Below are 15,068 nucleotides of genomic sequence, written 5' to 3'. Positions count from 1 at the left end.
CGGTTCAAAAAAATATTTTACTTTTTTGAAAGAGTCTGTAACCCTGCCAAAATCAGGGGCGTATAATGAGTACCTTTGGCTAAAAGTTGAAAGCCTGAAAGTTGGGAATGTCTACCAAGATATTTTTTAACTTTCAGGTTTTTCTCTTTTTATCCCCCTCCTATTCCTGCGGCTTGTTCTTGTTCAGCAGCACGACATACATGATTCCAAAGCCCAGAAAAGCGATCAGGAAAAAGATGTCCATCCATTCGTACTCTCCCTGTATGATCTGCCAGCCTTTCACACCTGCAAACACAAAGCAGGCGATGGCAAGCAAAATTCTGAATATTCGTTGATTAGGCATAAGCTTCTTATTGGGTGAATAGCAAGGTATAAAATCAGAGAGATAAATAGAAAACAACCCAGGCTGTAATGACTACCGTCCCTACCAGATTGAGAAGTAGGCCTGTTTTCACCATCGTGCTGATAGGTACTTGTTTACTTCCATACACGATGGCATTGGGCGGAGTCGCCACAGGCAGCATAAAGGCCATGCTGCAGGCTACGACCACACCCAGTACCGGGTATAGCTCGGGCAGTTGCAGTTGGTTGAGTATACCAATAATGATCGGTACAAAAGTGATGGCGATCGCCGTGTTGGAGCTCACTTCGGTCAGCATCAGCACACCTCCCACCAGCACAAACACCAGTATGATCAGCTGCTCCGGATTGATGAAAGAGGTTATACCTGCTCCGATCACATCGGCAAGTCCTGAAGTAACTACTAACTGCCCCAACGCCATACCTCCCCCAAACAGCAGGATCGTGTCCCAGTCTATCTTCACCAGGTCACCTGCTGTCAGCGTACCCTCTCCCCCATTCTCCTGCCCGGGTGGGATCAGAAACAGCAGCAGCGCAGCCAGTACTGCCACTGTGCTCTCCGCAAAATAGGTGCTCATGAAGGTATAGGCCGCTTCCATACCCAGCAGGTTAAACACGCCCGGACTCAACCACAATACCACCGCCAGTGTGAACACACCCATCGTGATCTGCTCGCCTTTTGAAATGGGAGGTTGGGTATGCGTGTGTTCTTCTACATAAGCTCTTATCCCATCGGCACTGAACCTGAACTTCTTAAGAAACCAGCGTACGTACACCAGCATAAAGGCATACATGCTCAGCGAAATAGGCAGCGCCATGATCATCCATTGCAGAAAGTCTATGCTGATGCCTTCTTTGGCCAGGTAGTTTACCCCAATCAGGTTGGGAGGCGAACCGATGATTGTACTGACTCCTCCGATAGAGGCGCTATAAGCTATACCTAACAGAAAGAAAGGCGCAGGGCTTTTACGTGACTCAGGCTCTTGAATGAGTTGTAGCACCCCAATCATAAGCGGCAGTAGCATAGCCACCGTCACAGAGTTGCTCACCCACATCGACAGTATATACGACACCAGCGAGAAGCCCAGAAACATGCTGAACAAGCTTTTCTGAAAAACCTTCCGGGACAGAATAAACAGTGCAATCCGTTTATCGAGGCCGTGACGGGTCATGGAGCGGGCCAGCAGGAAGCTTCCGATAAAAAGCAGAATAATGGGGTGACCGAGATTCTGGAAGGCAGTGCTGATGTCGGCTATACCTGTCAATATCGCCATGATCACGCCCAGGAAGGCAGTCATCGAGAGCGGAATCACCTCAGTCATCCAGAAAGCCAGGCAGAAAACCATGATGGTCGCCACCTTCCGGGCCTGGGGCTCCAGTCCGCCGGTCAGCCACCACATGATAACAGCCAGCAGAGGCGCCAGCAGCAAACCTACGTTTCTTCTGCTTAAAGTCATGGTTATAAATATAGCGATAAACCTGCAGAAGCAGCAGATCTACGCGATAGGATTGGGCAAAAAGAATGAAGCTATACCTGCTTGCTCTTCAAGAGTGTGGGCTAGACCAGGTAACGCTGCTTGATAATGTTGAGGTGATGGATCTCGTGCCCCAGAATAGCAAAGCCCAGTGCTCTCACAGAAACACTCCGACCACTGGCTATACCTGTGTGGTTCAGCATTTCGTCATCAAAGCCTTTGTACATTTCTATTGTGGCCTGTCGAACGGCGGCATACTCAGCCAAAATGGACGTAATCTGTCTTGTATCTGCCTTACTATTTTCTGCATAGGCATTTTCGTCAAATCCGGGCAGCTCCGTCTTATCATTGCGGGCGAAGCAGAGGGCACGGTATGCAAAGATGCGTTCGGTATCTGCCATGTGCACCAGCATCTCCTTGATCGACCACTTGCCGGGCTGGTAGCGGTGGTTTAATTGCTGCTCTTTAAGCGAAAGCATGAAGTTGACAATATACTCTTCGCTGGCAGCCAGAGCAGACAGCAGGTCATCGGTATTGGCATTGCCAATGTAGCTGTTGAAAAACTCGTCGTATTCAGCTGGATTAGGCGCACTGATCATCTTATCCATAGTTTTGGGTTTTGGTAGTAGGATTATAGGTATACGTGAAGGTACAAATTATACGCGTATCCTTATATGCGTTACAAATAAAAAGCAGCGGCCCAACTTCAGTAAGCCAGGCCGCTGCTTTTGTAAAAATATGACTCCTTTATTACTAATGGGTGAGTCAGTGAATTGATTACTGCCCCACCAGGAACACGGCATTGCCGAAGAGCAACTTACCGTTATGCCAGAAACCGCGGAACAGCGGGTTGTCAGCCAAGTATACCACCTGCCCTCTGCCCATCGGCTGCGTACCTAGGATTAGGGCGTCTTTCAGGCGCTCTTTTGCTTTGGCACCTACAAAACCGGTAGCATAATTATCCTTCTTGAGCACACCGACGTTCCAGCCGTCTTTCATGAAGCTGAAGGTGTCAGAGGTACGCACCAAGGCATAGTATGTGTCGCCGTAGCCGAAAGCCAACGGATGGGTTTTGTCGAGATTCACACGGAACACACTGCCCTGCACATCTTCTGAAATGGCGTCACGCTCACGGTCGCCGTAGGCACGCAGGAGACGGTAAGGATCTTCTTTCGTTTCCTTGGCTTTCTCTTTATCAGCCGCTTCGCCACCGCTCTTCTTCTGGAGGTTAAAATCCTTCTTCCCGGCCAGGAAGCCAGCGGCACTCTCCAGGGCAATCAGTTTGCCACCGCCACGCACCCAGTTCTTCACCTGCTCCAACGCTTGCTCATTCAGCACACGGCCGTAAGAGCCTGCAGGCAGAATCAGTACATCGAATTCGTGCAGCGGCACGTTACCGAAATAACTGGTGCCAAGCACCGTCACCGGATAGCCGATCTGCTGCTCGAAGTAATGCCAGATCTCGCCAAAAGCATAAGGCGATACACCCTCACCTGACATGATAGCCACTTTCGGCGTTTTGAGGAAGCGCACACTGCCTGAACCGAAGTCGGCACCGCTGCTCACAAAGCCCGTCGTGGAGGCTTGTAGGGCTATACCATGTTTCTCAGCAGTTGCCCGCACCACCGCATCCAGTTTGTCCCCCATACCTTCATTTCCGGTGCGGGTGATAATCAGTGTACCTGCATCGTACTGGCGGTTATCCATCTCGAACGGCTTCTCTGACATGCGCACTTTTACTTTCTGCGCCATCAGTTCGGTCAAAAATTTCACGTCCTGCAGACTGTTCCAGCGGGTCAGGTAAGCAAATGGGCGCTCCACTTTCATAGCAGTAGCTGCTTTCGCAGGTTTCTGGTTACTTGGCTCAAGACGGCTCTTTAAAGCATAAGCCTGCAAACCAAAGGCATAAGGCATGGCCCAGGAAGTGATATCATAGGTGAGGGAGTCTTCCAGATTTGAGTTCGGCTCGAATAATACCTTCACCAGCGTAGACTTCGGCTGGTACATGCTCACCACCAGGTCATTCTGATTTACCCGTACGCTTTCTTCTTTGCCAGTGGCGTAGTTAAAAGCTTTGGCTGAACTGCTCTTGTCGGCGTAGCCATACCGGATTTGCTGCTGGTCAAGGTAGTCAGTCAGGGCTTTGAGGTTGCCTGTACTGCGGTCGTCCGCCCGGAACACAAACGTCTTGTAATCACCACCCGGCTTCTTCAGGTTGTTGTCGTAGTACTTGCGGAACTCCTGCGTGAGTTGGTCGGCCTTTTCGGCTGTGGCCTGCAAGGTAGCCAAACTGGCGATGTGGTGGTGCGCGATACGGTCAGTCAAGGTGAGTGTGTCGCCGTCCTGTTTCTTGTAAGCCAGGCCAGCACGACCGGAGCCGCCCTGCTCGTAGGTCATCCCGATTGCCCCGTTAAAGGTAGGCCAGGTATCGCCGTAGCTTGGGTAGAAGAGGTCGAAATTTTCGCGGGTAAAGTATAGCCAGTTGTTCTGATCGAAGTACTGGCGGTTGTAGTCGCCTATGGTGTACTGGAAATCGCGTTGCCAGGGGGTGATGCTCTCATGCAGCGGCTTGGCGGCTGGTGAGAAATAGTAAGGTTGCTCCGGCCCCATCTCGTGGAAGTCGGCGTGTACCTGCGGCAGCCACTGGTTATACTGCGCCATACGCTGCTTCGACTCAACCTGTGTCTGCCAGGCCCAGTCGCGGTTCAGGTCAAAGTAGTAGTGGTTGGGTCTGCCGCCCGGCCAAGGCTCGTAATGCTCCCATGCATATGGCGACGCATTGCCTCCCCGGTTCTGCACTTGCTTGTACCACTGCACGTAGCGCTCACGCCCGTCTGGGTTTACGCAAGGGTCCAGGATCACCACGGTGTTCTCCAACCACTTTTTGGTTTGCTGATTGTTTGGGTCTACCAGGTCGTAGAGTACCTGCAGTACTGCTTCGCTGCTCACAGATTCATTGCCATGGATGTTGTAGCTCATCCAAAGTATAGCGGGCTGTTTGCCCTGCACCTGGCCGTTGGCTATACCCGCCTGACGTAGGTTGTTCTCCCGAATTTGCTCGAGGCGCGGCAGGTTCTCGTCGCTGGCTACATAAGCCAGCAGCAAAGGCCTGCCCTCGTAGGTTTTGCCGTACTCCTGCACCCGAATGCGGTTCGGGGCCTGCTGTGCCAGGTAATTTACATAGTCTGTGATGCGGGCATGCGTTGTAAATTCTTCGCCCAAGGTATAGCCCAGGAATTGCGCTGGTGTCTGTAGGGCCTGCTGCTGTGCCAGGGCCGTTTGCAAACTCAGCAACACGAGGGCAAAAGCGAACAATCGCTTCATTGTGTTTTGCATGATCAATTGCTTAAAAAAAGGTATGTTAATGGTATTGGGAATAAAGGTACAATCTGCGCAAAAAAGCTGAATTTGACAATTTTATACCTGCAAAGACTGTCTATACAATGATTGGGAGAAGAGCAGACTGGCCAGGGTGGAATTTTACCTGGCGGGCTTCGGTTTATTTTCTATACCTGACACCTTACTCCTTATGTGCGTACCTATAGCTATGTATCTGTTTTGGCGAAAAACCGGCAAAGGCTTCCTGGCATTTATGGCGGGACTGGCCCTGATGACCGTACTCTACGTACTGGCCGGACTAACGCTTGGCAGTATACCTGTCAACAGCAGCTATGCACAAACCACGGAAGGTATAGAGATTTTTGTGACCGACAATGGCGTGCACACGGATCTGGTGCTGCCTGTTAAAACCGATATCATAGATTGGCGAGACAGGCTGTACGTGCAGGACTTCGCTGGTGCCGATAGTTCTTTTACACACGTAGGATTTGGCTGGGGCGACCGGCAGTTTTATATGGAAACACCTGAATGGTCTGACCTTACGCTCACGACGGCCATTACCTCACTCTTCTGGCCTACCCGTACGGCCATGCACGTAGAGTACATCGCCCAACCACTCCGTCAAAACAAATACCAGCAACCTGTGATTATAAGTCAGGAGCAGTACCAGGCGTTGGTGCAGTATATCCTGGATAGTTTTCAGCAACAGGCTAATGGCGAGTTTTTGCTGATCGAAGGCGGGGGCTATCATTCCCGCGACAACTTTTACGAAGCAAACGGCAAGTTCCACCTCTTCAAGACCTGCAACGGCTGGGTAAACAGCGGACTTAAAGCTATGGGCCATCGAGCCGCTCTATGGGCTCCTTTTTCATTTGTGGTGATGCGGCAGGTGCGAGAGTAGTTTCTACTTACGCTCTTCTAATCTTAGACCTTCAGTCGATTTGGCGGCATCAGCAGAGCCATCTTCTACTCCCTGTATAAAGGCTGTTTTGTGGCTCTCCCAATTTACAGCAATATCAACAGCATAGATAGTTGCTATACCTAGCAAAAAGCATTTGATGTCTCTTTTTGTAATGTTGGGCGTTTTCATATTTGGAAGATTGAGGTTTGTCTCCATATATATTGGTTTTATCTAATATTTAAGGCCCTAACATTAACTATATTTTTGCCTAATTTCCATCCACTCTGATCGGATTCTTTGGATTGTAAACAGTATAGAGTGTTCCTAGTTTTGAATTGAGCCCCATGATGGGCGCAGCTACTTTGATGCTGGTGGAGTCGCTTGTATCCAATGTAATGGACTCTACCTGAAGCAGCGAAGATTCAAAATGATCCGCGAACAGCTCTCCTTTATACTTCTGGTTTGTAGTGCTGATGATCTTCCCACTGTTGTCAGCCAATAGTACCAGTTCAAAATCAGGCTCCTGCACAAATGCATACAGATATTGGTCTACCTGCTCCATGTTCCTCGACATCATGGCTGTCCTCACGGACCACGAGAAAGGCATCATCAGCGTTCTTAAGAAATAAGTGGTGTTCTCGGTTACACGCTGATTGGCCTGTGTGACAATTACTTCTCGTTCCTGTGCCGCCTGTTCCCGGGCCTCGCGGAGTTGTGTATTTTTAGAGGAGTTGATGAATAGGAGAATAACCAGAAAGGCAAGTGCCAGTAGCAAAGGGATGAACACAGCGGGTCTTTTGAGCAGCGTAATCAGTCTATTCTCCTGATAAGGCCGCTTTGGAGGTCGCCCTTCTTCATAATCGGTTGGATGTAAACGGTTTTCCATATGTTTTGTCATGTAAAATGATGGGATTTAAACTAGTGGGTTTCCGCTTTGGCTTTAGATCTGACCAAAACCTCAAAGCGCACCTTATAACTTATACGCTGGAATGGCTATATTCAGGCAGAAAAACAATCTTCCTTAAATATAAACCTCTTCCAATGCGACAAAACAACCTTTATTTACGTGCGTTTTTCCTGCTGCTGGCCCTTTGGCTGTATGCAGGTGAGACACTTGCCCAGCGGGTTAACCAAGACTCGCTATATATCCGGGAGCATTACGCCAAGCAGGAGTACCAGGTACCGATGCGCGATGGCAAAAAGCTCTATACAGTGGTCTACTCCCCAAAAGACCAGAGCAAAAAGTACCCCATCATGCTTAACCGCACACCCTATTCTGCTGGTCCATATGAAGAAGGCTATAAAACCTCCCTCGGCCCCAGCACGACGATGATGCGCGACGGTTACATCTTTGTGTACCAGGATGTACGTGGTGCCTATATGTCAGAAGGTACTTTCGTGAACATGACCCCGCATGTGCCTAACAAGAAAGGCAAGAAAGACATAGATGAGAGTACCGACACTTACGATACTGTGGATTGGCTGGTGAAGAACCTGAAAAACAGCAACAAACGCGTAGGCCAGTGGGGTATCTCCTACCCTGGCTTTTATGCCGCTGCTGGTCTGATGAGCAATCACCCGGCGCTCAAGGCAGTATCGCCGCAAGCCCCGATTGCCGACTGGTTCTGGGACGACTTCCACCACAACGGTGCTTTCTTTCTGCCGCATGCCTTCAACTTCCTGGCCAGCTTCGGTCTGCCCCGCCCGGAGCCAACGCCAAACCGCAACCCTCGCTTTGACCACGGCACTCCGGATGGCTATGAATTTTTCATGCGCATGGGTCCGCTGAAGAATGCAAACGAGGTATACTACAAAGACAAGGTGGCTTTCTGGAACGAGATGGCCGCACACCCCAACTACGACAAGTTCTGGCAAGATCGGAACATACTGCCACACCTCAAAAATCTGAAAGGCACTGCTGTGATGACCGTAGGTGGCTGGTATGATGCCGAAGACCTATATGGACCGCTCAAGATCTACCAGCACATCGAAAAGAATAACCCAAAGCTGACCAACATGCTGGTAATGGGACCATGGGTGCATGGTGGCTGGGCTCGCGGCGACGGTAGCAGTATCGGCAATGTGCATTTCGGCAAGGCGCATTCGCCCTGGTACCAGCAGGACGTAGAGGCCAAGTTCTTCACCCACTACCTGAAGGAGGACGCCAAAAACCCGGTGAAACTGCCAGAGGCCATTATGTTTGAAGGCGGTACCAACCAGTGGCGTGAGTTCGAGACCTGGCCACCAAAAGCCGCTCAGGAGAAAACGCTATACCTGCACGCCAACGGCAAACTAAGCTTCGAAGCACCAAAAGCAGGCGCAGCCGAAGCCAGCGAATACATCAGCGACCCTGCCAAGCCGGTACCGTTCACCGAGGCCGTTGCCACCGGCATGACCCGCGAATACATGACCGATGATCAGCGTTTCGCAAGTCGCCGCCCCGATGTACTTACCTTCCAGACCGACGTGCTTACTGAGGACTTGACACTGGCAGGCGAGATACTGGCGCAACTGAAAGTAGCTACCACCGGTACCGACGCTGACTGGGTAGTAAAGCTGATCGATGTGTACCCGGACACAGCAGCCGCGTACGCACATCAGCCTGCCAAGCCAATGGGTGGCTATCAGCAGATGGTGCGCAGTGAGGTGTTCCGTGGCCGTTTCCGCAACAGCTTTGAGAAGCCGGAGCCTTTTGTGCCAAACCAGGTAGCACAGGTAAACGTGGAGTTGCAGGATGTGCTCTATACCTTCAAGAAGGGCCACCGCATTATGGTGCAGATCCAAAGTACCTGGTTTCCGCTGGTTGACCGCAACCCACAGCAGTATGTCGACAATATTTTTGAAGCAAACGAGGAGGACTTTATCAAAGCTACCCACAAGGTATACCACTCACCCCAGCAACCAACTAGTTTGAAGGTGAAGGTACTCTAGCAGGGCTGGCAGCTAAAACAGAAATGTTATACACAAAGACAAGGGCCAGGTATGCTATACCTGGCCCTTGTCTTTGTGTATTAAAAATTTACTTATTTATCATTCCTTCATCAACTTGAATTGACTCTTGAAACCTCCCATAGTGGTAGAAACGATATAGATGCCTCGCGGCAGGGATGGGTCCAACTCAAGTTTCTCAGTATTAGCTCCTCTCTCTACCCGTATAGTGCGTTGCATTAACTGTTGTCCCATGGTATTAGTTACCGTTAATTGTACATCTCCAGTCGCTTCCGAATCTATGTTTAGTTGCAGTTCCGAATGAAATGGATTAGGATAAGCTTTGATACTATTAGCTGTAATGGCGCCGAATTCTACGGCCTTTGTGCTAAAATACTCGAACTTACCATCCAGGTCCACTTGCTTCAGGCGGTAGTAACGTGTGCCTAGCTTGCCTTTTTCTCTGTCAACAAAGGTATAAAGCTGCTTTAAGCTGGTTGTATTTACCTTAGAGTCCACAAAACCCAAGCTGCGGAAGTTCTGACCATCCAGAGACACCTGCACTTCAAAACCTTTATTATCTAATTCAGAAGCAGTCGCCCACTCCATCGCTACATCAGTGCCGCGTTTGACGGCTGTGAAGTAAAGGAGCTCGACTGGGAGGGGAACGATTATCCCAGTTTCGAGTCGCTCTACTCCACTCGGTAAATTAGAATAACACGCATTTTCTTGCCTAGCTGTAATATCTACCCTTACGGCAAATGATTCACTCGGCACACTTTCTACATAATAGGCTCTTGACGTTTCATTTATTACAGGAGACCATTCTGCACCATCTACAGATTCGAACCACTGATAACTTAGCACATCGCCAGCATCTATTATTTCTGATTGAGCTATGAATGTTGCATTTTCACCACTTACTACACTATTATTTGGATCATCTGTATCAATTTCTATATCACCTGATACTGTAACTTCTCTTAATATTGTGACTACAGTATTGGCAATTCTTACATCTTGACAACCATTAATTACGAAAACAGTTACAACCCCTTCTATTGGATCAATGTTATCATTAGGAAATCTATATGTAACTATATTATCGTTTCCTTCAATCAAAGTAGCAGTTTCAGGCACATCCCATACATATCCTGTTGCATTGGGAACTTCCGGTATAGTAAAAGTTATGTCCCCTCCGCCACAAACTGTTGCCCCTGTAACATCAATTACCTCTTCATCTTCAATCATGGTAGCTGCTATCGCTCCTAATGTCTCTAAAGCAGGAAATATTGTAAAACTAATCCTATTTGATGGGTTTGTCCATTGATTCCCATTACCTATTCTATTGGATACCCTAATATCGATAGTTCGGGCTGAGCTCACTATAGCAGAATTAGAAGCAATAGTTAAAACTATCTGACCTTCATTAAGAGCAGTAGTTACAATGGGGGTTCCTGTGATAGATGTGTTTGTTCCTGAAAGCAAAAACTCCACCCTAACATTACCAGCATTTGAAGGAGCTGTTCCTAATCTGAATCCGCTACCCTCAATTGTCAGATCAACTGACCGCCCAACCGTAGCACATATAGGATCGAGTGGAGGAGTTATAGTTGGTGTTTGAGCTAATACCTCACTGCTAAAAAATATCAAAATGAATGTAAAAAAAATTGCCGTAACATTTACATGAAGCCTCTGATTTGCTGTTCCTTTAATTATCTGAGTATAATTCTTTTCCATAATTTATTTGTTAGAGGTGAGTGCACGCTAAAAGAGTATGTATTTATGTATCTAATGCATCAAATAAAAAGCAGTATGTCACTACCTGGTATGCTTCAAAACTTGGTAGTCATTCGTTAAAAGCTAGCTACTATACTACCGTTACTTTAACCTGTATATCTGACTTCAAAAGTCAACTCTGTGAATTGAACGGTAAATAATTATTAACCGACTTTTACTTAGCTCTTTAATAAATACGGCCTAAGACCATATTTAAATAATTAAATATTTTATATTTTCAGTATTTAGCAAAGCCAAGTCATTATTAGTTAATTTACCCCTATTTCATATAAATGTTTCACGACATTCACACACCTAACAATATAATATCTAACAATGCATAGCTAATATTATATATACATAGACTTATAGTGTACTTATATTCCTCTCAACTCTGCCACGCCATTACAGATAAATTGATGTAAAACCAGTAATCAAAAATTCATCACAAAGCAGAGGGAAAGATGATCAACTTAGGAAATAGATATAGTAACTGGCAACGTCTGCAAAGAAGTGCTTGACAGGTATAAAATTGTAGCTCTACTCACTCTAGCTTATATTTACCCACCTTATTAGCCTTATGAAAAGAAAGACCCACCTCCGCATCCGCAAAACACATCGCTATTTAGGACTTGTCACAGGTATACAGTTTGTGATGTGGACCATCGGAGGCATCTATTTCAGCTTCAGCGACATAGACGAAATCCATGGTGATTATCAGCGCAAACAACATTCAACCACCTTTAGCCCTGGAATGGAACTCGTATCGCCAGCAGAGGTGCTTAAGTATTTTTCTGCAGGTTCGGCAATTACATCCGTTAAGCTAATCGACATATTGGGCGAACCGCATTATCAGATTAGCTACCATCCTGATTCGACACTACATGAGTCTAGCCATGCACATACTACTACGCTGACACAACTGGCAGTAGCTGCAACTGGAGAACTACGTCCACCACTCACCGAGCAGGAATCAGTGCAGATAGCACGCAACAGTTTCATAGATGAGGCACATGTAACAAAGGTGGAGTATCTGACAAACGAAAACATAAACGGTCATCATGAGTACCGCAGCGGTGCCCTACCCGCCTGGGCCGTTACCATGGAGCACCCTACTCAAACTACAGTGTATGTGGCCGCTGAGCAGGGCGTCGTGACTAGATTCCGAAACAACAAATGGCGTGTATTTGACTTTCTCTGGATGCTGCACACCATGGACTACCAGGGACGCGACAACTTTGGCAATCTCCTGCTGCGCGTGTTTTCGATTGCAGGTATTGTGAATATACTTTCAGGCTTTGCCCTTTACTTTGTGAGCAGTGGCTCACGTCGGAAAAACACCGCCAGACCACAAGATCGGAGACGGCCTGTTATCAGCTAACTTACACGAGCTTACGACACACTGCTATTCAAGCCCTGCCACTACTGGCTGGGCTTTTATTTTTGGAAAAGGCGAAGCAAAAGGGGAAATTGCATAACTAACCTTATTTCACGATCACCCTTAAAACAACCGTACCCATGAGAAAAATTTATGCACTCGCCACGGCGGCACTGGTCTTTCTAAGCCAGTGGACGATGGCGCAGGCAGACCTCTCCTACTACCTCCCGCAGGATGTAACCTACAACAAAGAGTTTCCGACACCCAAAGACATACTGGGCTACAACGTGGGCGAATGGCATGTGAGTCATGACCAGCTGGCCATGTACATGCGGCAAATGGCGCAGCTGTCCGACCGTATCACCATTGAGGAGTATGCTCGCACGCACGAAAACCGTCCGCTATACCTGCTCACCATCACTTCTCCCGAAAACCACAAGAACATCCAGCGCATCAAGGAGCAGCACCGTCAGCTAACCGACCCGAATACATCCGGCAAGCTTGACATCAAGAACATGCCGGGTGTGGTGTGGATGGGTTACAGCGTGCACGGTAATGAACCGAGCGGAAGCAATGCCTCTTTGCTAGCCGTATACCACCTGGCTGCTGCGCAAGGACCTGAGATTGACAAGCTGCTAAGCGAAACAGTAATCCTGATCGACCCTTCCATTAACCCAGACGGACTGAACCGCTTTGCCAGCTGGGTGAACACGCACCGCAGCAAAAACCTGGTGACAGACCCGAACAGCGAAGAGTTTTCTGAGGCCTGGCCACGTGGCCGTACCAACCACTATTGGTTTGACCTGAACCGCGACTGGTTGCCGCTCCAGCACCCGGAGTCGAGAGGCAGACTGGCCAAGTTCCACGAGTGGAAGCCAAACGTGCTGACTGACCACCACGAGATGGGCACCAATTCTACTTTCTTCTTTCAGCCAGGTATACCGAGTCGTAACCACCCTCTTACGCCTGCCCGAAATTACGACCTCACTAAAAAAATCGCCGGCTTTCATGCCAAGGCCCTCGACAAGATCGGTTCGTTTTACTATACCGAAGAGAGTTTCGATGACTTTTATTACGGCAAAGGCTCTACTTATCCGGATGTGAATGGTGCTATCGGTATCTTGTTTGAGCAGGCGAGCTCCAGAGGCCATGCCCAGGAGAGCGTGAATGGCGTACTGACTTTCCCTTTCACCATCCGCAACCAGTTTACCACTACCCTTTCTACTTTGGAGGCCGTGCAGAACATGCGCGAAGAGTTGCTCACCCATCAGCGTGACTTCTACCGCGACGCCTTGAAAGAGTCTGCCAAGGCTCCGGTTGGTGCTTATGTGTTCCGCGCCGAGAAAGATCCGGCTCGTGCTTATCACCTGGCGGAGATCATCCACCAGCATCAGATCGACATTTACCGGCCGCAGGAGAAATTCACGATCAACAATGTGACCTATACCCCGGAGAATAGCTACATCGTACCCACCAACCAGCCACAGTATAAGCTGATCGAAGGAATGTTCGAGCGCCGTACTTCGTTCCAGGACAGCCTGTTTTACGACGTATCTGCCTGGACACTGCCGCTAGCTTTCAACCTGGAGCACGCTAACCTAACATCCCGCCAGTTCAAGCGCAGCATGCTGGGCCAGAAGCTCGCGTCTATTGACTTCCCTGCAGGTCAGGTAGTAGGCGGAAACAGCGCCTATGCCTATGCTTTTGAGTGGCACGGCTACTATGCTCCAAGAGCCCTCAACACCCTCTTCAACCACGGCTTGCAGGCCAGAGTGACTACGAGCAAATTCACGGCCAATGGAAAGCAATTTGACTACGGCACCATCCTGATACCAGTGACAGGTCAGCCAGTCAGTGCAGAGCGCATACACGAGCTAATGACTCAGATCGCTAAGGACAATGGCATCATGGTACATGCTATCAGCACCGGATTCACAGAGGGCATCAACCTGGGGAGCCCGGGCATCTATACCTTGCAGCAACCTAAAGTAGCCATGCTGATCGGCGACGGCGTGAACAGTAACGATGCCGGCGAAGCCTGGCACCTGCTCGACCACCGTTTCGATATCGTCACCAGTCTGATCAATGCCGAGTCTGTGAACCGCGCTGACCTGAGCCGTTACAATGTGATGGTCATGGCCGATGGCTCTTATGGTAGCATTTCGGAGATAGGTAAAACGAGACTCCGCACCTGGGTGCAGCAGGGCGGCACGCTGATAGGTATGGGCAATGCCACGCGTTGGCTTGCAGACAACAAGATCGGCAACTTCACCTTCAAGCAGGGCGAAAACAACAGCACAGAGCGACTGCCATACGCTACTATGAGCAACACAACTGGTGCGCAGGTGATCGGTGGTGCTATTTTTGAAACTAACCTCGACCTGACACATCCGCTGGGCTATGGCTACTATAACAGTAAGCTGCCTGTGTTCCGTGACAACCGCTTGTTCATGGAGCCTTCCAAGAGCCCTTATGCCAATCCGGCGGTATACACAGCCAATCCATTGCTCAGCGGCTACATCTCAAAACCGAACCTGAAGCAGCTTGGCAACAGTGCCGCTATTACAGTATCGGCTTTGGGAGGAGGTAAAGTGATCGGCATGACGGACAACCCTAACTTCCGCGCTTTCTGGTTCGGCACCAACAAGTTGTTTCTCAACAGCATTTTCTTCGGCCAGATCATCAGCGGAAGCTCCGCCCGTGCCGAGGAAGCAGCGCATTAAAGTGATATGGCTTTAGACCTTTAATCTCCAAGAGATAGGTCGTTTCATTCTAAGATAACCAGTTCGAGACTTACTGTCATTCTGTAAAGAAACTTGGTTAAAATACAGGCCCCTACCTCCGAAGGTTAAACTTATACTGCTGGCGGGGTTGTGGCTATCTTTACCAAGATCCTTACAGGATGACA

General features: G+C 48.9%; 11 protein-coding genes. 4 read left to right on the top strand and 7 right to left on the bottom strand.

Features of this window, described 5'->3' with window-relative positions; genetic code table 11:
- Positions 1–160 precede the first annotated feature (160 nt).
- The 4 genes from I0P70_RS02255 to I0P70_RS02240 all read right to left on the bottom strand — a co-directional run bounded on the left by I0P70_RS02255 (position 161) and on the right by I0P70_RS02240 (position 5,171).
- Positions 161–343 (bottom strand): hypothetical protein, encoded by a 183-nt coding sequence (locus I0P70_RS02255; protein WP_196114566.1) that lies wholly within the window; start codon positions 341–343, stop codon positions 161–163.
- A 34-nt stretch (positions 344–377) separates the two neighbouring features.
- Positions 378–1,817, bottom strand: a complete 1,440-nt coding sequence (locus I0P70_RS02250; protein ID WP_196114565.1) for a DASS family sodium-coupled anion symporter — start codon at positions 1,815–1,817, stop codon at positions 378–380.
- Between the two features lie 101 nt (positions 1,818–1,918).
- Positions 1,919–2,443, bottom strand: coding sequence for a DinB family protein (locus I0P70_RS02245; RefSeq protein WP_196114564.1), 525 nt, complete (start codon positions 2,441–2,443; stop codon positions 1,919–1,921).
- A gap of 169 nt (positions 2,444–2,612) precedes the next feature.
- Positions 2,613–5,171, bottom strand: coding sequence for a M14 family metallopeptidase (locus I0P70_RS02240; protein WP_230391937.1), 2,559 nt, complete (start codon positions 5,169–5,171; stop codon positions 2,613–2,615).
- A gap of 211 nt (positions 5,172–5,382) precedes the next feature.
- On the opposite strand from I0P70_RS02240, the gene I0P70_RS02235 reads away from it, so the two are divergent.
- Positions 5,383–6,075, top strand: a complete 693-nt coding sequence (locus I0P70_RS02235) for a TIGR02117 family protein (RefSeq protein WP_196114563.1) — start codon at positions 5,383–5,385, stop codon at positions 6,073–6,075.
- Between the two features lie 3 nt (positions 6,076–6,078).
- Here I0P70_RS02235 and I0P70_RS02230 read toward each other — a convergent pair whose 3' ends face one another.
- Both I0P70_RS02230 and I0P70_RS02225 read right to left on the bottom strand, forming a co-directional pair.
- The gene (locus I0P70_RS02230; protein WP_196114562.1) at positions 6,079–6,291 is read right to left on the bottom strand and encodes a hypothetical protein; all 213 of its coding nucleotides are present in this window, start codon (positions 6,289–6,291) and stop codon (positions 6,079–6,081) included.
- 52 nt (positions 6,292–6,343) lie between these two features.
- A complete protein-coding gene (locus I0P70_RS02225; protein ID WP_196114561.1) occupies positions 6,344–6,961 on the bottom strand; it encodes a hypothetical protein in 618 nt (205 codons plus the stop codon).
- 155 nt (positions 6,962–7,116) lie between these two features.
- Between I0P70_RS02225 and I0P70_RS02220 the strand changes: the two genes are divergently transcribed.
- Positions 7,117–9,006, top strand: coding sequence for a CocE/NonD family hydrolase (locus I0P70_RS02220; protein ID WP_196114560.1), 1,890 nt, complete (start codon positions 7,117–7,119; stop codon positions 9,004–9,006).
- 99 nt (positions 9,007–9,105) lie between these two features.
- Here the strand turns inward: I0P70_RS02220 and I0P70_RS02215 are convergent, their stop codons facing one another.
- On the bottom strand, positions 9,106–10,743 hold the full coding sequence (locus tag I0P70_RS02215; protein ID WP_196114559.1) for a T9SS type A sorting domain-containing protein: 1,638 nt from the start codon (positions 10,741–10,743) through the stop codon (positions 9,106–9,108).
- A gap of 619 nt (positions 10,744–11,362) precedes the next feature.
- Here I0P70_RS02215 and I0P70_RS02210 point away from each other — a divergent pair.
- Both I0P70_RS02210 and I0P70_RS02205 read left to right on the top strand, forming a co-directional pair.
- Positions 11,363–12,163, top strand: coding sequence for a PepSY domain-containing protein (locus I0P70_RS02210; RefSeq protein WP_196114558.1), 801 nt, complete (start codon positions 11,363–11,365; stop codon positions 12,161–12,163).
- A gap of 137 nt (positions 12,164–12,300) precedes the next feature.
- Positions 12,301–14,883: a M14 family metallopeptidase gene (locus tag I0P70_RS02205; RefSeq protein ID WP_196114557.1), complete on the top strand. Its 2,583-nt coding sequence runs from the start codon at positions 12,301–12,303 to the stop codon at positions 14,881–14,883.
- The last annotated feature ends 185 nt before the right edge of the window (positions 14,884–15,068 follow it).

Origin of the sequence: Pontibacter sp. FD36 (genome assembly GCF_015686655.1) — a bacterium.
Classification (GTDB): Bacteria; Bacteroidota; Bacteroidia; order Cytophagales; family Hymenobacteraceae; genus Pontibacter.
Note: the sequence above shows the minus strand (reverse complement) of the source record. Positions and strands in the feature narration are given on the sequence as shown.

Excerpts from the sequence above, each read along its gene's own strand:
- I0P70_RS02250 (WP_196114565.1), bottom strand. The coding sequence starts at position 1,817 with ATGACTTTAAGCAGAAGAAACGTAGGTTTGCTGCTGGCGCCTCTGCTG.
- I0P70_RS02235 (WP_196114563.1), top strand. The coding sequence starts at position 5,383 with ATGTATCTGTTTTGGCGAAAAACCGGCAAAGGCTTCCTGGCATTTATG.
- I0P70_RS02240 (WP_230391937.1), bottom strand. The coding sequence starts at position 5,171 with ATGCAAAACACAATGAAGCGATTGTTCGCTTTTGCCCTCGTGTTGCTG.
- I0P70_RS02210 (WP_196114558.1), top strand. The coding sequence starts at position 11,363 with ATGAAAAGAAAGACCCACCTCCGCATCCGCAAAACACATCGCTATTTA.
- I0P70_RS02215 (WP_196114559.1), bottom strand. The coding sequence starts at position 10,743 with ATGGAAAAGAATTATACTCAGATAATTAAAGGAACAGCAAATCAGAGG.
- I0P70_RS02230 (WP_196114562.1), bottom strand. The coding sequence starts at position 6,291 with ATGGAGACAAACCTCAATCTTCCAAATATGAAAACGCCCAACATTACA.
- I0P70_RS02245 (WP_196114564.1), bottom strand. The coding sequence starts at position 2,443 with ATGGATAAGATGATCAGTGCGCCTAATCCAGCTGAATACGACGAGTTT.
- I0P70_RS02205 (WP_196114557.1), top strand. The coding sequence starts at position 12,301 with ATGAGAAAAATTTATGCACTCGCCACGGCGGCACTGGTCTTTCTAAGC.
- I0P70_RS02220 (WP_196114560.1), top strand. The coding sequence starts at position 7,117 with ATGCGACAAAACAACCTTTATTTACGTGCGTTTTTCCTGCTGCTGGCC.
- I0P70_RS02255 (WP_196114566.1), bottom strand. The coding sequence starts at position 343 with ATGCCTAATCAACGAATATTCAGAATTTTGCTTGCCATCGCCTGCTTT.
- I0P70_RS02225 (WP_196114561.1), bottom strand. The coding sequence starts at position 6,961 with ATGGAAAACCGTTTACATCCAACCGATTATGAAGAAGGGCGACCTCCA.